The 20,296-nt window shown below is 46.4% G+C and carries 16 protein-coding genes and 1 riboswitch; of the genes, 10 read left to right on the top strand and 6 right to left on the bottom strand.

Annotated elements, in window-relative coordinates:
• Window positions 1-683: 683 nt before the first annotated feature.
• The 6 genes from QVO39_RS02080 to prmA all read right to left on the bottom strand — a co-directional run bounded on the left by QVO39_RS02080 (window position 684) and on the right by prmA (window position 7,817).
• Complete coding sequence (locus QVO39_RS02080) at window positions 684-2,045, bottom strand: aldehyde dehydrogenase family protein (protein WP_021902811.1); 1,362 nt, start codon at window positions 2,043-2,045, stop codon at window positions 684-686.
• A 29-nt stretch (window positions 2,046-2,074) separates the two neighbouring features.
• Window positions 2,075-3,193, bottom strand: a complete 1,119-nt coding sequence (locus tag QVO39_RS02075) for a 4-hydroxybutyrate dehydrogenase (protein ID WP_018027587.1) — start codon at window positions 3,191-3,193, stop codon at window positions 2,075-2,077.
• Window positions 3,194-3,216: 23 nt separating this feature from the next.
• Complete coding sequence (locus QVO39_RS02070) at window positions 3,217-4,509, bottom strand: acetyl-CoA hydrolase/transferase family protein (protein ID WP_021902810.1); 1,293 nt, start codon at window positions 4,507-4,509, stop codon at window positions 3,217-3,219.
• Window positions 4,510-4,536: 27 nt separating this feature from the next.
• A complete protein-coding gene (locus QVO39_RS02065; protein ID WP_021902809.1) occupies window positions 4,537-4,836 on the bottom strand; it encodes a NifU family protein in 300 nt (99 codons plus the stop codon).
• 16 nt (window positions 4,837-4,852) lie between these two features.
• Complete coding sequence (locus QVO39_RS02060; RefSeq protein WP_021902808.1) at window positions 4,853-6,316, bottom strand: 4-hydroxyphenylacetate 3-hydroxylase family protein; 1,464 nt, start codon at window positions 6,314-6,316, stop codon at window positions 4,853-4,855.
• A gap of 253 nt (window positions 6,317-6,569) precedes the next feature.
• Window positions 6,570-6,809, bottom strand: a riboswitch (cobalamin riboswitch).
• A 156-nt stretch (window positions 6,810-6,965) separates the two neighbouring features.
• Window positions 6,966-7,817 carry a 50S ribosomal protein L11 methyltransferase gene (prmA, locus tag QVO39_RS02055; RefSeq protein ID WP_021902807.1) on the bottom strand — a complete coding sequence of 284 codons (852 nt, stop codon included), beginning with the start codon at window positions 7,815-7,817 and terminating at the stop codon, window positions 6,966-6,968.
• A 107-nt stretch (window positions 7,818-7,924) separates the two neighbouring features.
• Here prmA and QVO39_RS02050 point away from each other — a divergent pair, with 107 nt between their 5' ends.
• The 10 genes from QVO39_RS02050 (at window position 7,925) to QVO39_RS02005 (ending at window position 20,270) form a co-directional block, all read left to right on the top strand.
• Window positions 7,925-8,431 carry an SPOR domain-containing protein gene (locus tag QVO39_RS02050; RefSeq protein ID WP_021902806.1) on the top strand — a complete coding sequence of 169 codons (507 nt, stop codon included), beginning with the start codon at window positions 7,925-7,927 and terminating at the stop codon, window positions 8,429-8,431.
• A 17-nt stretch (window positions 8,432-8,448) separates the two neighbouring features.
• Entirely contained in the window at window positions 8,449-9,057 is a 609-nt protein-coding gene (gene folE / locus QVO39_RS02045) for a GTP cyclohydrolase I FolE (protein WP_018027581.1), read from the top strand.
• A gap of 573 nt (window positions 9,058-9,630) precedes the next feature.
• The gene (gene sppA, locus QVO39_RS02040) at window positions 9,631-11,469 is read left to right on the top strand and encodes a signal peptide peptidase SppA (RefSeq protein ID WP_021902805.1); all 1,839 of its coding nucleotides are present in this window, start codon (window positions 9,631-9,633) and stop codon (window positions 11,467-11,469) included.
• An 18-nt stretch (window positions 11,470-11,487) separates the two neighbouring features.
• The gene (lpxK, locus tag QVO39_RS02035; RefSeq protein WP_021902804.1) at window positions 11,488-12,576 is read left to right on the top strand and encodes a tetraacyldisaccharide 4'-kinase; all 1,089 of its coding nucleotides are present in this window, start codon (window positions 11,488-11,490) and stop codon (window positions 12,574-12,576) included.
• A gap of 9 nt (window positions 12,577-12,585) precedes the next feature.
• Entirely contained in the window at window positions 12,586-13,032 is a 447-nt protein-coding gene (dut, locus tag QVO39_RS02030) for a dUTP diphosphatase (RefSeq protein WP_021902803.1), read from the top strand.
• Window positions 13,033-13,054: 22 nt separating this feature from the next.
• Window positions 13,055-15,283 (top strand): GH92 family glycosyl hydrolase, encoded by a 2,229-nt coding sequence (locus QVO39_RS02025; RefSeq protein ID WP_021902802.1) that lies wholly within the window; start codon window positions 13,055-13,057, stop codon window positions 15,281-15,283.
• 13 nt (window positions 15,284-15,296) lie between these two features.
• Window positions 15,297-15,989, top strand: coding sequence for an SIR2 family NAD-dependent protein deacylase (locus QVO39_RS02020; RefSeq protein ID WP_070707933.1), 693 nt, complete (start codon window positions 15,297-15,299; stop codon window positions 15,987-15,989).
• An 18-nt stretch (window positions 15,990-16,007) separates the two neighbouring features.
• Window positions 16,008-17,333, top strand: coding sequence for a dGTP triphosphohydrolase (gene dgt / locus QVO39_RS02015; protein ID WP_288171564.1), 1,326 nt, complete (start codon window positions 16,008-16,010; stop codon window positions 17,331-17,333).
• A gap of 16 nt (window positions 17,334-17,349) precedes the next feature.
• Entirely contained in the window at window positions 17,350-18,552 is a 1,203-nt protein-coding gene (locus tag QVO39_RS02010) for a M24 family metallopeptidase (RefSeq protein ID WP_021902799.1), read from the top strand.
• A 20-nt stretch (window positions 18,553-18,572) separates the two neighbouring features.
• A complete protein-coding gene (locus QVO39_RS02005) occupies window positions 18,573-20,270 on the top strand; it encodes an alkaline phosphatase (RefSeq protein WP_021902798.1) in 1,698 nt (565 codons plus the stop codon).
• Window positions 20,271-20,296 lie beyond the last annotated feature (26 nt).

Raw genomic sequence — 20,296 nt, 5'->3', positions numbered from 1 at the left:
CCGTATGCCGAACGGCACGTACGGTGGTGTGAGAGGGAAGGAAACGAAAGTAGGTCAGAAAACTTTCGTTTCCCGACCTACTCGATTGTGGAGATAGTACGAGCGTAACTATCCATATGTTTTGAGACCGTTGTGCGACGCCAATCAGTGGTATTACTTTAGATCCTTCCGCACGATCATGTGAGTAAACAGCAGTGTCATGTGCTCCTACCTGTAGGGCACTTGGATTGATTACCTTATTCTATGCCATAGTTTCATCGTAATGGCTCTGTGTGTAATTCCTATTTTCTTCCTCATTTTCGTAAGATAAGATACCTATCTCAGCTATAGATTTGATGCATTGTCGAGTTCGTATCTCGGACCTCGACGAGTTAGGAACTAATTGAACATTGAGTTTGTAACTAAGCAATTGTTAAGTTTCGAACTTGATGATTGCTTAGTTACGAACTAAACTTTTGACCAAATATCCATTGTGACTTATCTCTGATTGCAAGGCCTTTTGAAGAGGTGAGAAAATCACTCAAAGCTCATCTACAATGACATACTAAACTATTCTCTCCAGAAAAACGACAAGGGTTACGCATATGCGTAACCCCTGGTCCAATATGTGAGTGTTACATGAAGGTGAGCTGCGGAGTTGCTTAAGCATTGCATCTCATCCTTCGTGCAACACACTCTATTAATCAATTCATTGACCAGATTTCATCATCAGTAGGGACGTGGATGGTATCGGACATCCGTGCAATACGTGTGATATTGAGTAGATGCTTATAGGTCAGGTTCTCTGAGATTGAGTTGTTCCCCCAAGTGCCACAACCTAGAGTAGTGGTTACAGATAGACCATTTTGGATAGAACCACCAGCAGTGATAGAGCAAGGGGCATTGACGATGAGTCGAGAAACCTTGATGTCGTTACCGGCCTTGATGATATTACCTTGGTTATTGGAGTGAATACCAGCTGAGTGCCCGCTTCCCTCCATATTAAGGTTGGCGTTGGCAAGAGCTATTGCTTCGTCGAAGTGATCGTAAGGAAGACAGGTCATTACTGGACACATTTTCTCCTTGCAGATAAGATCGGCTTGAGCTACTCCCTTTGCAGGTACTACTAAAATACGGGTGTCTTTTGGAATCTCGATGCCAGCCATTTTGGCGATGATCTCTACGTCCTTACCCACTACATCTTTACTAATAGTCCCATTTACAAATATGGTATTGACCATTTTATCGTGGTATTCTTCGGGTACGAAGTAGGCTCCATTGCGCTTGAAAGCCTCAAAAATCTCTTCCTTATACTTCTTTGGGTAGATGAAGCACTGCTCTCCAGAGCAGATGATCCCATTATCAAAGGCTCTACCCTTGATGATGATCTTGGCGGTTTCATCAAAGTCATTGATGTTTTCATCAATAATAACCTGTACGTTTCCAGCACCAACACCGAATGAAGGTTTGCCAGAAGAATAGGCGGAGTGTACCATACCCATCCCACCAGTAGCTACTACTACGTCTACAAGCGACATCAGTTCTTGAGTCTCATTTAGACCAGGTTCGGCTAGGTATTGTACTAGGTTTTCAGGGACTTTATGCTCTTTCAGTACCCCTTTGATTAGTTCAATAGCATGTCCAGAGCAGTTCTTGGAGCGTGGGTGTGGAGATACGATGATAGCATTCTTTGTTTTGAGTGCAAAAGCAATGTTGGCCATAGGGGTCACGATAGGATTCGTTGTAGGAGTGATAGCGGCTACTACCCCTACCGGCTTTGCTATCTTAATTAATCCCGTGCCTTCCTCAATGTCTATTACCCCCATAGTTTTCTTCCCTTGGAGGTTCTGCCATACGCCTTTGGACTTATTGCGGTTCTTTGCCACCTTGTCCTCGTAACGTCCCATGCCGGTCTCATCTACTGCCTCTCGTGCAAGTATCTCGGCGTTGTCATAGATTACCTTGCAGAGTGCCTTAACTACGCTGTCAGTACTCTTTTGATCGAACTTCCGCTCAAATTCTTGCTGTGCCACTTTAGCAAGTGCCACCATTTCTTTTATTTCCATAATTTATTGTGATTAGTGAGTTATAGTTCTTAGAATAGTTTCTTATAAATATCTCTGATCTCATCTCTGCTGAGTGCCACGTAGTTATTGGCAAGTAGTCGCTGTTGGGTCGCGAGGACAGCATCAGCAAAGCCCTCTATCTCCTCCTCCTTCATGCCATAAGTGTGTAGTGGATTCTTGGAAATAAGTGCCGAGAGAAGGTGATCTATTTCTGCAAAAACCTCCTCTGGTGTGCACTGTAGTTCCTTAGATAACTTCTGCTTTAGCTCTGCGATGCGCCCATTGGGGTTCTTACGCTCATAAGCCATAAATACCTCGGTAAAGAATTGGTAGTTAGCTTCGCCATGAGGGACATGGTAAGCGCCTCCGAGAGGGTAGGAGAGAGCGTGGACTGCACCAACTCCAGCATTGCCAAAGGCGATGCCAGCAAAGTTGCTCGCCATAATCATCTTTCCCATTACCTCAAATCGATATTCCTCACCTTTTTCCTTGATCTGGCGGAATACATCAATAATGATTCGCCAAGCTGCTTCGCTAAATAGCTCGGTATAGGGATTGGCCTTCGGTGAGACGTAGGACTCTACTGCGTGGATCAATGCATCAATAGCGCTACAGGCGTAAAACTTAAAGGGGAGTCCTTTCAGTAGCTCAGGAATAATCACAGCATTGTCTGCGACAATTGCATCATCCGCTAGACCCATTTTGGTCCCCCGACTCTTAATCTCTGCAATAGAGATATTAGTCACCTCGCTACCGGTGCCACAGGTAGTGGGAATCACGATCAGCTGTTTCTCCTTCTCGAGAGGGATCTGCCGGTCAAATGCTCTGAGGACATCATCCTTTAGCCCCTTGAGGACAAAGAGCTTGGAAATATCGATAACAGTGCCTCCCCCGATGGCAATGACTCTCTCAAAGTCTTTCCCCTGAACATTGAGGAGAATTTTATTCATCATCTCGTCGGATGGTTCGCCCAAGCCATACTTCTCCTGCATCACGAAGTGGCATTTGAGGTGGCAAGCCTTCATAAAAGGCTCATAGAGAAAATCATTGGTGATTACCAAGTCTTTTTCACCCAGATTAAATGCCTTGGCAAAGTCTGCAAAGGTATCAAACTGGTCAATGGTTGTTTTAAGTTTGAATAGTTGCATAACAGTATCGTTATTGATTAGTATTAATATTTTGCTCTGTAAGCTGCTTCTAGCTCGGATCTGAATGAGGGATGAGCGATATCTATGAGTGCTTTCGCACGCTCTCGGAGTGTTTTCCCTTTGAGTTTGGCAATGCCATACTCGGTCACTATGTAGTCCACGTCATTACGAGAAGTAGTAACCGCAGCACCCTCTGCGATAGTAGGTACGATGCGGGATAATTTACCATTTCCAGCAGTTGATGGCATAGCGATAATGCTCTTGCCACCTCTAGAACGTGCTGCACCTCTTACGAAGTCTACTTGACCGCCCACACCACTGATCTGGCGAGGACCAATGCTCTCGGAGACTACCTGCCCCATAAGATCAACCTCCACACAGCTATTGATGCTGACGACATGATCGTTTTGAGCAATAACCCAAGGGTCATTGACATAGTCTACTGGGTACATCTCCACATCATTATTATTGTTGACAAAGTCGTAGAGTACTTGAGTACCCATGAGAAAGGTTGCTACTATCTTCCCCTTATTTATTTGCTTACGACTACCATTAATAACGCCCGAATTGACTAGTTCGACCACTCCATCCGAGACCATTTCAGAGTGAATTCCAAGGTCCTTCTTATCCTTTAGGAAGAGCAGGACAGCATCTGGAATAGCTCCTATCCCGAGCTGTAGTGTATCGCCATCATCCACTAGTTTAGCGCAATATCTCCCGATGCTCTCCTCTACTTCTTTGATTTCTGTAGGTGCGATGTAATGGAGCGGATAGTCTGCTTTGACTACGTAATTCATCTTGGAAATATGTATGAGGTTATCTCCCCCTATGAATGGCATTTGTGCATTCATCTCGGCGATAACCACCTTGGCTTTTTCGGCTGCGGGCTTAGTATAATCGCAGGAGACTCCAAAGCTACAGTACCCTTCTGCATTAGGGTATGAGACTTGTATCAGTGCAACATCTGGGTGCAATAACTCACCTGGCTCCATCATCGCCGGCACCTCCGAGAAGTATCCAGGGAAAAAGTCCACTCTATTTTCCTTCATAGCTTGGCGCATATTACCACCTATGAAGTTTGTAATATGCTGTAGATGTCCTGCCATCTCTGGAGGGTTGCAGATCCCCTTCCCCAGTGTGAGCATATGGAAAACTCTCACGTTGTGGTATGCTTGAAAGTTATTCATCAGAGCATCCACACACAATTGAGGCGCACCGGCTGCGTGTGCTACGACTACAAGGTCGTTGTCTTTAATGTGTGTAACAGCCTCTTCCGCAGATATCTGCGGAACACTATACAATTTACTCCAGTCCATACGAGTGATTGGAAATATGATGATTATTTATTTTCGAATGATCTCGAGCGCTTCTTGGATTAAACTCGAACTAACCCCTCTATCCACTTGTACTTGGATGGTGGAGTCATTAAAGGCATCCTGTAGAGATTGTAAAATAACTTCCTCGATAGTGTCGTTGAGTGAAGGGCAAGATTGGCATGTCCCCGTGACCTTTAGACGGATGATATTACCCTCTATATCAATGAGATGGAGGTTACCTCCGTGTACTTGGAGCTGAGGTTTGATGACCTCTTCAAGTACACGGGAGATTTGCTCCGTCGTTATTTGGGATTTTAAGTGCATCATATACTCCTAGTATCTATTATTTGCGATCCAATGTAGTATCTATCCCAGCTATATTTCTAGCAAGTTCCTTCTTGCCATCCATATTGCATTGTCTAGAAATCATGATGCGCTGAGCCTGTGGTGAACCGGCACCGTGCAAGCTCTCTGTACGGTAGCCCACAGCTGCAGTCCCAAGGCAGAGGTTCTCAATGAGGCGTAGTATACGTATACGGTTTGAGGTGTCGGTACCCTTTGCGCCAACTAAGTACTTCTTCACTATAGGGCCAATTTCAGGATGCTTTAGGTCGGCTTCGGATGGCATTGTTACCATTAATCCTCCAGCAATATCCTCAGCTAGGCGAGTGATCTCGTATGGAAATCTGGTTACATTCTGCTTACATACATTTGCTAGTAGCATATCTATAAGATAGTTGCCAGATGATGTGGGCTTGCCTTCAGCCGAACAAGCGATACCACAGCTGAAGAGAGTCTCATTGAGGTGCACCATTTCAATAAGTTTGTCCTTGATATGAGAAGCCTTAGGTACGCCATTGTAGTTGGCAGCTAGTGCGGCAGCACCGATTAATACGTCTCCTACACCTACTTTACAGCCACCATAAGACTGTCTATGGTAGCCGGCAAAGCGCTCTACGAGCATATTGGAGAACTGATACTCACGGCACATAAAGATGCGCTCGTTAGGGACAAATACATGATCCATCACAAAAAGGGTCTCGTGACCGCCAAAGGTGGCATTACCGAGGTCGATTTCTGCCCCTGGTTCTAGTTTGCGAGTGTCGCAAGATTGGCGACCATAGATAATGGTCACGCCCTCCGCGTCGCTTGGGATAGCAAATGATAAAGCGTAGTCTGCATCCTCTTCTCTCATCGTGCAAGTAGGCATAATAAGATGCTCGTGTGAATTGACCGACCCAGTTTGGTGTGCCTTGGCTCCTGTAACAATGATACCATCAGGGCGGATCTCATTAATGTGCACGTAAAGGTCTGGATCCTCTTGTTGTGATGGAGAGCAGCTACGATCACCCTTAGGATCGGTCATAGCACCATCCACCACTAGGTCATTTTCCTGTACATACTCTACATACTTCCCAAAGCGTTGGTGGTAGTCAGTGCCAAGAGCTTCATCCATTTCATAGGTAGTACTCCATACAGCATTGAAAGCATCCATACCTACACATCGCTGAAAGCAGGAAGCGGTCTTTTGTCCTAGTAGCCGTTGCATCTTAACCTTTTTCACAAGGTCATCAGTACTCTGATGGATGTGGCAGAAGCGATTAATAGTGTGTCCAGTAAGATTAGACTTGGCTGTCATCAAGTCCTTATACTCCTCTTGTTGTGCAAGTTCATAGGTCATCGCCAGCGAGTTGAGGGATGGTCTGATCATAGGGTGGTCCACAGGGTTATCTATCTTCTTCCCCATAAACCATACATTTAGGTTGAGCTTTCTCAGGCTCTCGATGTACTCTTCTCTCGTTTTCATTTTAGTACTTTTTTAGTGGTTTGTGTTAAATATATATACTTGCTATTAATCCACTATTATGTTTTCTTGCTAATGGGAAAATCGAGGTACAGAGAGTTGATTCCTATTCAAACTATACCATAGGGCAAGATGCTTCCACCTGTGAAGCAACTATGGGTATACCAAATGAAGATGAAATACCTCTAGTATGGTAATAAATAGTCCGTCTTAGTAATCAATGTCCGTCCTTTGTTGCCGAATTCCCCAGAAACAAAAAACTATCAACGAAAAGGCAGGTCTTCTGACTCATCCTGTCGCCTATTGGCTCTTGCTTTGCAGTCTTCCCATAGATTTTCTCCCAGTTCGGAGTAACGACCTACAGTGACATTACGAGATGGCAAAGCTGTCTACAGAATATACAGCTGAGGGTCCAGTCCCAGATTCTCACTGAGTTCCCTTTTCAATCAAAGCACATAGGTAATGCGCTTCAATCACCTCTTCACAGGCAAAGGTAGAAAATTATTCCTAATTGCAAAAACTTTTCCATAATATATTACATACAGAATGTTGCACGAAAGGGAAGATGCTATGCTACGGCATTCGTACTGAATGCTAAGTATAGCTCATCCCCTTCGTGCAACAGTCTCTTCGGGTAGGTACTTCTCTGGTATTACGGCATTTGATTCGTAACCCTCATAGCGACCCAGCCTCCAGGCATTTCAATGTGCCCAGAGTGGGTGAGACCATGCGCTGAAACGGCATCCATAATCTGTGGAAGGTCTTCATCCAGAAATCCTGAAAGGAGCATGATGCCACTTGGGTGCATACGCGAGACATATCGCTCGAGGTCTTGCAGAATAATATTCCGATTGATATTTGCTAGGAATATATCGGCACGTGGTATCTTCTGTAGTATATTGGCATCACCTTGAAGTACTTTGAGTGCTACATTATTTTGGCGGGCATTCTCTTCTGCATTTTCTATGCACCAATCGTCAATGTCTATGCTCACGCACTCCTTAGCGCCTTTCATCATCGCATATATGCCGAGAATTCCGCTACCACAACCCATGTCAATCACTGAGCAACCCTCTAGGTAAATTTGGCTGAGGAGTGTGAGCATAGCCTGTGTGGTGGCGTGGTTGCCTGTGCCGAAGGCCATTTTGGGTTCAATAACGATTTCGTGCTTTACCCCTTCAATAGGTTGATGAAATGGTGCCCGTATCCCTAGCTCTCCGTCCACCACTACCACAGGGTCGAAATAGTGCTTCTCCCACTCTTCATTCCAGTTTTTATCCTCCACCTCTTCAACTTTGGCTTGCTTTTGCAGTGCTTCAAAAGGGGCCTCAGAAAGTGTCGCCTCTATACTTGCTTCGTTGTAGGAGCTAACTGGTATGTAAGCATGTAACTCTTTGCCGTCATTTTCAAAGGAGTCAAAACCGATATCCCCTAGCTTTTGCATCAATATATCTGTCGCCCACTCATCGGCTGGAGTAGGTAGTGTTACTCTATAATATTTCATTTATTCATCCAATACTTTAGCGTTAATACTCTATTATTCCTTTCAAAGCTACTTAAAAGCTACTAGATAGGCAAAATATATCTGACTTATTTGCTATCTTTGTGCATATGAAAAGAATACGTCTAGATAAATGGCTATTATGTGGCTTGCTATTGTGGCTATGTTCGTCAGCGACCATGGCACAGCAGCCTACTCGCCCTGCTATCTTTCAGGCACTTCAGGCGATGGAGCCAGGTGCTGGAGTAGTGCTCGTAACTCAAAGTCCTGAGATCGAATCCCTTGTAGGGATGAAGTCCGCTAGTTTGTTGGATAATGCACGCATCGTGAATGGCCTTGCGGTTATCTCGGGCTTTCGAATTCAGGTTTATAGTGGCAACCTGCGGAATAGTAAGGCGATCGCAACGCAGCGACGCAATCAGATTAATGCTCTTTACCCTGAGCTACTACCAACAGTGGAGTATGATGCTCCCTTTTGGAGAGTGAGGGTGGGTAACTTTGTAGACCAGAGTGAAGCGCATACTAAGATGCAAGAGCTCAAGAAATCATTTCCTGCCTTTGCTAGAGAAATGTACATAATCAGGTCACAGGTGCGTCTAGATCCTCAAGACTTATAAATTAGTAGATCAAGAATATGTCACATCACGATAACCCTTATTACACAGAGAAGATTGACCAAGAAGAGGAGAGTCAATTGATTGCCGATTTGGCAGCACATAATAAAGAGATACTTCAGCTTATCGGGGAAGACCCTACAAGAGAAGGGCTACTAAAGACGCCTGAGCGTGTTGCAAGAGCCCTACGTTTTTTAACCCAAGGTTACCATCAAGACCCAGCTGCAGTGTTGGAGTCGGCTAAATTTAGAGAAGACTACAAGCAGATGGTGATTGTCAAGGATATTGGTTTCTATTCTATGTGTGAGCACCATATGTTGCCCTTTTTCGGTAAGGTCCACATTGCTTATATCCCAAATAAGTACATTACGGGACTGAGCAAGCTCCCTAGAATCGTTAATATTCTTTCCCGTCGATTGCAGGTTCAGGAGCGACTGACCACACAGATTAAAGAGTGTATCCAAGATACCCTTAAGCCATTGGGCGTGATGGTGGTTATTGAGGCGCAGCATATGTGTATGCAGATGCGTGGAGTTCAAAAGGAGGGCTCGATTACTACTACTAGCGACTTTACAGGAGCCTTTCAGGACTTTAAGACCCGAGAGGAATTTATGAGCCTCATTAAGTAACGCCACTATTATTTGAGGTGGAAGACCGTGTCATACTAAGCCCCATGCAACGCTGTGTGCATGGGGCTTAGCTTTGTTTGAAAAAGCAGTCACAGAGAGTCGGAGTTTATACTTTCTAGAGATACCATAGCTATGGGAAGCAAAAAAAAGAGACTGTTGCACGATGTCTCACGCCCTAGTTAGGAGAGCAAAAGTTGAGTTGCAACTAAGCATTTGCTGAGATGCAACTAACCATTTGCTTAGTTGCAACTAACCGATCGCTTAGATGCAACTCGAAAACCGCTAAAATATACACCTGGTTATCAGACGTTTACAAAAACGCTCCTAACGGTCTATATTTCATTGTAATTCAATGACGATATAATTCCTCTGCAAATGTCTGAGAATGGCACTTCGTGCAACATTCTCTCTCAATGTGAAATTAGTGGGAATTCTCATTAGTGTATGTGGTGATAAATTGGTATCTTGCAATGTCGGAGGTTAGGTCAATACCTTATGCGATTAAGAGGGTATTTGGCTCAATGTTTTTACTCGAATAATAGCACGGATAGCGTAATTATAGATTATTGAAGGATGAAAAGTTTTCTTAAAGTAGTTTTTGGCTCTTGTCTTGGAGTCATTCTAGCAAGTGTAATAGTATTTATTATCTTTTTCTCAATGTTGGGTGCTGCAGTTGGTGGAGTAATGGGTGCCTTTAATGGAGAAAAAGAGACAAAGAAGGTAAAGGCGGAGAGTGTACTACTCCTGGATATGAATGGTGTTGTGACCGATACTTCCGTGGAGAATCCTTTTGACTTCTTGAGTAAAGAGGTACGTAAAAACTACACTCTACCTGAGATCCTAAAGGCTCTTGAGGTGGCTCGTGAAAATTCGGATATCGAAGCAGTTGTATTGAAGTTAGAGAATACAGGTCTCAACTTCGCAACTGCCAAGGAGTTGCGAGATGCTTTGAAACGTTTTCAAGAGTCGGGAAAAGAGGTGATTGCCTATTCGGATAATTATAGTTTCCTTAATTATTACGTGAGTAGCGTTGCCGACCAAGTGATTGGTGGTCCTGAGGGAAGCCTAAATATTATTGGACTTACTAGCTCCACAGTGTTTACCAAAGGGCTACTTCAGAAGCTCGGTGTGGAGATGCAGGTCTTTAAGGTAGGTACCTTTAAGGGGGCTGTGGAACCCTATATCCTTGACGGTCTAAGCCCAGCTAATCGTTTGCAAATTGAGGAGTATCTTCAGGGTCTATGGCAAGGAACTACCACTGAGATGGCAGTGAGTAGAGGGGTAGATGCTAGTGTATTCCAGCAGTTTGCCGACAATGTTCAATTTATGGATAAGTTGGACATTGCCGAGCAACTAGGTTTGATTGACACCCTTGTGTATCGTGTAGATCTAGATCAGACACTTGCCGAGAGGTTATTTGGAGATAGTGAATATGAGATGGATTACCTCCATGTGGAAGACCTTCTCCCACTTTATGATTCAGGTAGTGGTAGTGATGAGGTTGCTGTTATCTATGCCGAGGGTAATATCGTGATAGGTACTGGTGAGGATTCTGATGACCTATGGTCTTCAGAACGTGTGATTACGGAGCGTGTGGTGAAGCAACTTCGTGAAGCTGCTGAAGACGATGACGTGAAAGCGGTAGTCTTGAGAGTTAATTCGGGTGGCGGTGCAGTGACGACCTCTGAATTGATTTGCCATGAACTGGCACAGTTGAAGCAAGAGAAGCCTGTGGTAGTCTCTATGGGTGACTACGCTGCATCGGGTGGCTATTATATCTCATCACATGCTAGTGCTATTGTTGCTAACCCTTATACTCTTACGGGCTCTATCGGTATCTTTGGTATCATTCCTAATGCTGAAGGCACTATGAAGAAGTTGGGGCTAAAAGAGGAGCAAGTAAGCACTTCTACTGCTGGTAGTCTCTCTGTTACTAAGCCACTAAGCCCTCGTGTAGCTGGTAAACTTCAGGAGATGATAGAGCGTGGCTACGATCAGTTTATTACGCGCGTGGCAACAGGTCGTGACTTATCAAAAGAGACTGTCGACTCTATTGGTCAAGGGCGTGTATGGCTCGGTGCTAAGGCCATTGAGCTTGGGCTAGTAGACCAGTTGGGTGGTCTTGATGTGGCTATTCAAGAGGCAGCCAGATTGGCCGAACTAGATAGCTATACCGTTGTGGAGAGTAAGGAGGAGGTCGATTGGCTACAAAAAATATTTGGAGTCAATGTTGGTGCCAGTGTACAGACCCTCTATGAGTATTTCACCCTCACCAATGAGGAGAAACTCTATAGGCGTACCGAGCAGTACATTAAGCAGATGAGCGGTGTAAAGGCATTACCTCCCTATGATCTTACTAGAGTAGGGGCTACCGCATGTGAGACTACTCAGACGACTCTAGGCATGATGTAAAATAGAGATGACTTAAGCATGGGGAGACCAGAGCGTAAAAATATTTTATTGTGGATACCCACAGCCCTTTATTCGATGGCTGTAGGTATCCGCAATTTTGCTTATGATCACCGCCTAGTCTCCTCTTGGAAGTCGGAAATACCCACTATTTGTGTCGGTAATCTATCCGTAGGAGGAAGTGGTAAAACCCCTCATATTGAGTTGCTTATATCTCTCTTGGAGCGAGAATATAAGGTCGCCGTCCTCTCTCGTGGTTATGGTCGTCGCACGCGTAGGCCTATCATCGCATCTCTGGAGGATAACGCAGATAGAATAGGTGACGAACCTTTCCAAATCAAGCAAAAACATCCAGAGGTGATGGTTTATATTGATGGCGACCGTCGGCGCGCTCTCGAGACGATGGAGGCGATGCCAGAGGAGGAGCGTCCCGACGTGGTGCTCATGGACGATGGTTTCCAGCACCGCAGAGTGACCCCATCTTTTTCTATACTACTGACTCCTTACTGCAAACCTTACTATGACGATTATTTGATGCCGTATGGGCGACTACGTGAGAGTAGAAAGGAGGCAGCTAGAGCTGAGGCAATTATCCTTACTGGAACTCCTCGACAGGTCAATGTAACTGAGATGCGCTTAAAAATGGACAATCTCGGGACTATGGCCTATCAAGATGTCTTCTGTACCAGTGTAAGATATGAGCAACCAAGACCACTCTTTACGGAGGCAGATACTACTTCAAGTCATAGGCTAACACAAGATAGTCCAATCTTGGTGGTGAGTGGCATTGCACGTCCGGCTGCTTTTCAGCAGACATGCAAAAGCACTTTCCCTAAGGTGGTTGATTACATAGAGTACCCCGACCATCATCGTTTTACTAAAGAGGAGGTAGAGGTGCTAGTGGATGACCTCCAAAGTGACCAGGATCTCTTTGTTCTCACAACGGAGAAGGATGGAATGCGCCTGCTCACCTGCCAGCAATGGATTCCAAAGGAGGTAAGGAATAGAATATGGATATTGCCAATATCTATTGACATTGCTTTGGAGGATAAGATAAAATTGCTACAAAAAGCTAAGAAAGCAATCAAGTACAATGGTTTACCACTATAGATAGAATATATGAATAATCAAGTAGAGATTAAAATAATCAATCAAAGTCCTTACCCACTTCCTGAGTATGCCACACCCTTATCGGCGGGCCTTGATATTCGGGCAAATATAGAGTCTCCAATAGAGCTGGAACCACTGCAGAGAGTGGCGGTACCTACGGGTCTTTATATTGCATTGCCAGAGGGGTATGAGGCACAGATAAGGCCACGAAGTGGATTGGCACTGAAGCACGGTCTCACACTGCTCAATGCACCGGGTACTATCGATGCCGACTATAGGGGTGAGATAAAGGCAATCGTTGCCAACCTTTCGGATACCAAGTATACGATTGAACCAGGCGAACGGATCTGTCAGATGGTAGTGGCGAAGCATGCTCATGTGACATGGCATGTGACTGAAGCACTAGAAGAGACTGAGCGTGGAGCAGGAGGGTTTGGACATACAGGAATTAAGTAGAGAATAATTGAGGATAATAGAGATGAGTAAAAAGCTGATGTGTATGCTAGGTTTGCTAGCTACACTTTTGATGGTTGGTTGCAAGGAGAGTAAGCAACAGGTAGTGGCAGAATTGATCCCTACAGATTATGTAGACCCATGGATCGGTACTGGAGGTCATGGGCATGTGTTCCTTGGAGCTTCTGTCCCTTGGGGAATGGTTCAATTGGGTCCCACCAGTGTCACCACTGGGTGGGATTGGTGTAGTGGTTATCACGTAAGCGACTCTACGGTGATAGGTTTTTCACACACTCATCTCAGTGGTACTGGAATTGGTGACTTGCTAGATATCACCGTGATGCCCGTCACTGGCGAGGTGACTTATGCACGTGGTAATCACGATGACCCACAGAGTGGGCTTTGGAGCTATAGCCGTCGCTCGGTAGAGCAGGTGGAGCCGGGCTATTACTCTACCCACTTGGAGCGATATGGCATTGATGTAGAGCTGACCACTACTAGTCGTATTGGCTACCACAAGTACACCTTCCCAGAAGGGTCAGAGGAGCGTGCCATTGTCTTTGACTTAGAGAATGGAGGCAACTGGGATAAGGCTACAGAGGGATACATCATTATGGTTAATGATACGCAACTAGAGGGGTATCGCTATTCTACTGGTTGGGCAAAGGATCAGAAGGTTTACTTCGCAGTAGAGCTATCTCAACCTATCGAGGATCTGACTGTGATAACCGATGGTCAGCCACGTGAGAAGGATGGTCGTGGTAAGGTGGTCTATGGTCGAATTGACCTAGACTCCAAGCTTGATAGAGAGGTGATGATGAAGGTCGCCCTTTCACCTACTTCTATAGAGGGAGCGTGGAAGAACATGGAAGCTGAGCAAAAAGGATGGCAGTTTGATGAGGTCCGTGCTGAGGCTAAGCAGCTATGGAATCAAGAGCTTAGCAAGGTGAAAATAGAGAGTCACCTACCTGATGTGATGAAGATATTCTATACTGGCCTATACCATACCATGATAGCACCTAGCCTCTTTTCTGATGTCGATGGTAGCTACTATGGCGCTGACCAAAAGGTGCACGAAAAGGCCGACTTCACTAACTATACGATCTTCTCACTATGGGATACCTATCGGGCAGCACACCCATTGATGACGCTGATTCACCCCGAAATGATGCCCGACATAGTGGCAACAATGATGGCGATCTATGAGGAGCAAGGTGAGCTGCCTATCTGGCATCTAGTGGGTAATGAGACCTATACCATGGTTGGTGCGCCTGGCATTCCAGTACTGGCAGATGCTATCCTCAAGGGATACGTCACTGATAAGGAGAAGGCTTATGAAGCACTTAAGGCATCGGCTATGGTACCCAAGCGAGGACAGGAGTATCGTATCCAGTACGGCTATATCCCATACGATAGTATGCTAGAGAGTGTAGCTTATGACCTCGAGTATGCACTAGCCGATTGGTCGGTTGCTATGGTGGCGCAAGCACTGGGGCACGAGGAGGATTATACCTATTTCCTCAAGCGTAGCAAGAGCTACCACTACCACTACGATCCAGTGACACGCTTTATGCGTGGCGTGGACCAAAAGGGTAACTTTAACCCCGACTTTAATCCACTGGCCTCTACCCACCGCAATGATGACTATTGTGAGGGAAATGCATGGCAATACACCTTCCTCGTTCCTCACGATGTGAAGGGCTTGGTAGAGTGCTTTGGTAGCGAAGAGCAGTTCCTCTCCAAGTTGGATAGTCTCTTTATCCTCCCCTCAGTCATTGAGGGCGATGACGTATCTCCAGATATTTCAGGTCTGATTGGCCAGTTTGCCCACGGCAATGAGCCAAGCCATCACATACTTTATATGTATAGTATGCTAGGGAAGCAGAGCAAGGCCGCTCCTTTGCTCAGGCAGGTGATGACCGAGCTGTATCATGCCGATTACGATGGTCTGTCGGGTAACGAAGATGCTGGGCAGATGAGTGCGTGGTACATTTTGTCGGCACTGGGCTTTTATCAGATGGAGCCTTGCGGTGGACGTTATTACTTCGGAACTCCTATGGTAGATAGTGCAGAGCTTCAGGTGCGTGATGGCCTCTTTAAGATCAAAGTGCTGGATAATAGCAGTGAAAATATCTATATCCAAAGCATTCGATTTAATGGCGAGCCCATGAATGAGCGGTATATTACCTTTGAGCAGATTGCTAAGGGAGGTAACCTTGAAATACAGATGGGTCACACACCACATGATTGGTAAATTTAAGGTGAAGATGAAAAAGAAGAAGTTAGTAGCTCTTACAGGAGCTGGAATAAGTGCGGAGAGTGGCATCGCCACGTTTAGAGATAGTGATGGACTTTGGGAGCACTACTCAGTGGAGGAGGTTGCTTCGGCCGAAGGGTATCGGAGAAATCCTAAGCTGGTGATTGACTTTGCCAACGACCGTCGTGAGCAGTGTGTGAATGCTCAGCCTAATCAAGGACATAAGCTACTTGCCGAGCTGGAGAAGGAGTATGACGTTACCGTCATTACCCAAAACATCGACGACCTCCACGAGCGAGCTGGGAGTAGCCACATCATTCACCTTCATGGAGAGCTGATGAAGTGCTGTAGTGAGAATGACCTCTCCACTCCGCTTCCTTTACCAGAAGGAAGGCTAAGGATGACTACCGAGGATAGAGATGCCCAAGGCCATCGTCTCCGTCCATTCATTGTCTATTTTGGCGAGCCTGTCCCTCGTATGGAGGATGCCGTTCGTGAGGTTGAGACCGCCGATATCTTCGTAATCATTGGCACAAGCCTCAACGTCTACCCAGCAGCTGGGCTAGTACAGTTTGTACCAAGAGGCACGCCTATCTACCTCATTGACCCTAAAGATGTGCCCGGATCAAGCCAGTTCGTTCATATCAAGATGGGAGCAGGCAAAGGTATGGCAGAGTTAATCAATAAGCTCCATAATTCTTGAGCAATGAGTAGCGAAATGATGCAATGGGAGAGGCTGATAAGCGATAGGCGATTTGGACTTGAGTCACACAGCCAAAAGCAGGAGAATCGAACCGATTTCCAAAGAGACTACGACCGACTTATCTTCTCTCCACCCTTTAGACGGTTGCAAAATAAGACTCAGGTATTCCCCCTACCAGGGAAGGTATTCGTTCATAACCGATTGACTCATAGCCTAGAGGTTTCCTGTATTGGGCGTTCTCTCGGCACACAGATAGGGCGAGAGGTCTGCCGAAGATACCCCGATTTACTCCCCGATCATGCCGACTTCGGCGCCATTGTATCGGCTGCTTGTTTGGCTCATGATATGGGTAACCCTCCCTTTGGGCACGCTGGAGAGCGGGCTATCAGTGCCTACTTTACCGAAGGCAAAGGGACTCGATGGAAGCAACAAGTGCTAGATGAGGGTGGCCGTTGGGAAGACTTTGCCCACTTTGAAGGCAATGCCAATGCTCTGCGGCTACTCACACATGGATTCAAAGGGCGTCGAAAAGGGGGCTTCGTACTCACATATAGTACCATTGCTTCCGTGGTCAAGTACCCTTATACATCGCTCAGCTCCCAAGGAAAGTTCGGCTTTTTTGAGACCGAACAAGCTAGCTATCAAAAGATTGCCGACCACTTAGGTCTCATCTTGAAGTCCAAGAAAGGCGAGCCACCAGTCTATGCACGTCATCCCCTTGTCTATCTTGTAGAGTCAGCCGATGATATCTGCTACCAGATTATGGACCTCGAAGATGCCTACAAACTAAAGCTGATCAGCAGGGAAGAGTGCATGGAGTTGATGCAAGCCTTCATCCCCACTGCGCAGCATAAGTATGTGGATGAGATCCTCTCCAAGGTTACCGACCACAATGAGCAAGTTGCCTACCTTCGTTCGGTGGCTATTGGTCGCTTGGTTGCTACCACTACCACTGCCTTCTTGGATCACGAAGAGGAGATCCTCAAAGGTACCTTCGAAGGGTCGCTGATTCAGGCACTGCCAGAGCGCGAGCGTACCGCCTTTAAGCATACCCGTGAAATAGCTTTTGATAAGATCTACTTTACCAAGGAGGTGCTAGATATCGAGTTCGCCGGCTTCCGCATCTTTGAGTACCTATTAGATACCTTGATAGAGGCACAGACCAAGCCAGATAATGCTTATAGCCTTTTATGGTTTAAGCGTATTCCCGAGCAATACGATATGCACCGCGACACCATGTACGGCAAGATACAGAGTGCCCTAGACTATATAAGTGGAATGACCGATGTCTATGCCCTCGACCTTTATCGCAAGTTTACAGGAATGAGTTTACCTGCTATTTAATCCATTTCCCGAACGTATGAATACAACAATTGACGAAATCATTCTCAAAACAGACAAAATAAAAGCAGCCCTTCAGGCAGCGTCCATTGATAGCTTGCTACTCGGTAGTGTCCCCAACTTCCTATACCTCACTGGGAGCGTGGCACAAGGGTATATCTTTATTCATAAAGATGAGGCCCTACCGCTACTCTTTTTGGAGCGCCCCACCTACGTGCTAGAAGGCTATCCCGAGGAGCTTATCTTTAATGTGCGCAAGCCCGAGTTGATTCCCGATCTACTTAAGGGTAGGGGGCTTGCTATATCTTCCACCACAGCCCTAGAGCTTGGCTACCTCCCCGTGACCGACTATCAGAGACTCTCCAAACTCTCTCCCGAGGGAGTGAGTAGTGTGGATGCCTCATCACTTATGCGGAGCGTAAGGAGCATCAAGACCGAGCAAGAGCTCACCGCCATACGCCACCTTGCAGAGGTGCATATGGAGATCTATCGGCTGGTACCAGAACTCTACCAGAGTGGAATGTCAGAGCTCGATCTCCAGCATCAGCTAGAGTATCAGATGCGTCGTCGCGGTTCCATAGGCCTCTTCCGTTCCTTCGGAGCTAGGTCGGAGATATTTATGGGCAATGTGATATCTGGTCGCAATGCCGATAACCCTGCCCCTTACGACTTTACAATGGGAGGAAAAGGCACCTTTGCCATGCCTATGGGCGCGTCCAATCAGGAGATAGCCCCCAATACCACGGTAATGGTAGATATGTCGGGCAATTATGGGGTGTACCAAACCGATATCACCCGCACCTATTACTTAGGGACACTGCCAGAGGAGGTGCATAAAGCCCACCAGCTTTCTATGGAGCTTCATAAGTGGTTTCAGACCTATGCCAAGGAGGGGGCACCAGTTGCCGAAGTCTTTAATCATTGTGCCGCTCGTGCCGAAGAGGAGGGGCTTTCCAATTACTTTATGGGACACGCCAATAAGGTGAAGTTTGTTGGCCATGGCTTTGGTATTGAGATCAATGAAGTTCCAGTGCTCACCGCGCGCTCTCGAGATACCTTCAGAAGCGGTATGACCATTGCCCTTGAGCCGAAGTTTGTATTTCCTGAAGTGGGGGCGGTAGGATTGGAGAATAGTTATATCATTGGCACACAAGGAGCGGAGAATATTACCCCTCTACCCGAGGAGCTGACCCCATTGTGCCAGGACGACCTTAGTATATAATTGATAAATAAATAGTAACAATGAAACGAACTCTTTGTGTACTCGCTACCTTGCTCTTCGCTTTGCCACAGTTGTTGGTAGCAGAGCAACCAACCAAACCAGTTAAAAACGTCATCTTTATGATTTCTGATGGTACATCGCTCAGCACCATCTCACTAGCACGCTGGTATCAAAATCTACAGGCCGATTCACTTACCAAACTGCACCTTGACCCTTACATAAGTGGTACCGTGCTCACCTTTTGCTCCGATGCCCCTATTGGTGATTCCGCCCCTACCACCTCTACCTATATGAATGGTATGCCTTCCATTCAAGGAATGGTTGGCACTTATCCTTATGCCACTTCCCAAGATCTTATCCCCGTAGATAGCACCATGGGGTACCGACCAGTCGTTTCACTGATGGAGGCCACTAGGGTGTTACAAGATCGTAAGGTTGGGGTAGTGGTTACTTGTGAATTTCCACACGCAACGCCCGCCGATGCCACTGCACATAGCTACAGTAGAAAGCGCTACGATTGGATTATCCCACAAATGGTACACAATCACCTTGATGTAGTGATTGGGGGTGGGGCAGGCTTGATCAGTGAAGAGCAGGTGAATTACCTACGTAGTCAGGATTATGGCGTCTACCTCAATGACCACGCCTCACTTACCTCCAACCAAAAGGATCGTATGTGGAGCCTATTCTCTCATCGTGATATCCCGTATGATATGGATGGGGTGGCTGGCAGAGACCCTAAGCTAAGCGAGATGGTCTCCTCGGCGATTTCTTTGCTTGATCGCAATAATCCTAACGGTTTCTTTTTGCTCGTTGAGGGCTCCAAAGTAGATTGGGCGGCACACGCCAATGACCCAGTGGCGATGGCTACAGAATACCTCGCCTTCGATCGTGCCGTGCAGGTGGCACTTGACTTTGCTAAGGCCGATGGCAATACCATTGTGGTCGTTACCGCAGACCATGGTAATAGTGGACTGAGCCTTGGGCGAGGTGACCTTCCCAATTATGCCGGTGCCTCCAAAGAGACCCTCTTCGGACCACTCATCAAGATAAAAAAGAGCTCCGTCGGACTGGCCGAAATGATCAAGGCGGCCGAGGAGAGCCAGTTGGCAAAGATCTTTGAAGAGGTGACCACCTTCGCCCCTACAGAGGAGGAGTTAGTGGCACTTAAGTTGCTTCGTCAGCTAGAACTCGCTCCCGATGCCGAGCGTGCAGCCATTAAGCAGCAATTAAAGGCTCTCAACATTTCAGGCGAAGGTGCCCTCTATACTGCCGGACTATCCGACTTCATCGCATCCATCTACCGCGACAGGATGTACCTTGGATTTACCACCCATGGGCATACCGCTGAGGATGTATTCCTGGCAACGTATGCCCCCACTGAGGATCAGAGACTCATGGGTGTCCATAATAATATGGAGCTTCATGACTACTTACGTCGCTCACTCGGCTTAGAGCCTACTATGCTTGAGCTGACCCATCAGTACTTCGCCCCACACAGTGAAGTCTTCAGTGGGCTCAAGGTGACCATTAGTGGTGATGTGCCACAGAATAAGGAGCTCACTGTAAAGAAAGGTCGTAAAACACTTCGTATCAAGAGTTTTACCAACCAACTCTATCTCAATAAAGAGCTACACGAGCTGCCAATGCCAGTGGTTTACGTCGATAAAACCAATCAGTTTTATCTCCCCACTTCCCTTCGTGCATTGCTAGATTGAGAATGTTGCACGAAGTGCCATTCTCG

Source organism: Porphyromonas sp. CAG:1061 (assembly GCF_000435035.1).
Lineage (GTDB): Bacteria > Bacteroidota > Bacteroidia > Bacteroidales > Porphyromonadaceae > Porphyromonas_A > Porphyromonas_A somerae.
This window is presented reverse-complemented; position numbering and strand designations above follow the sequence as displayed.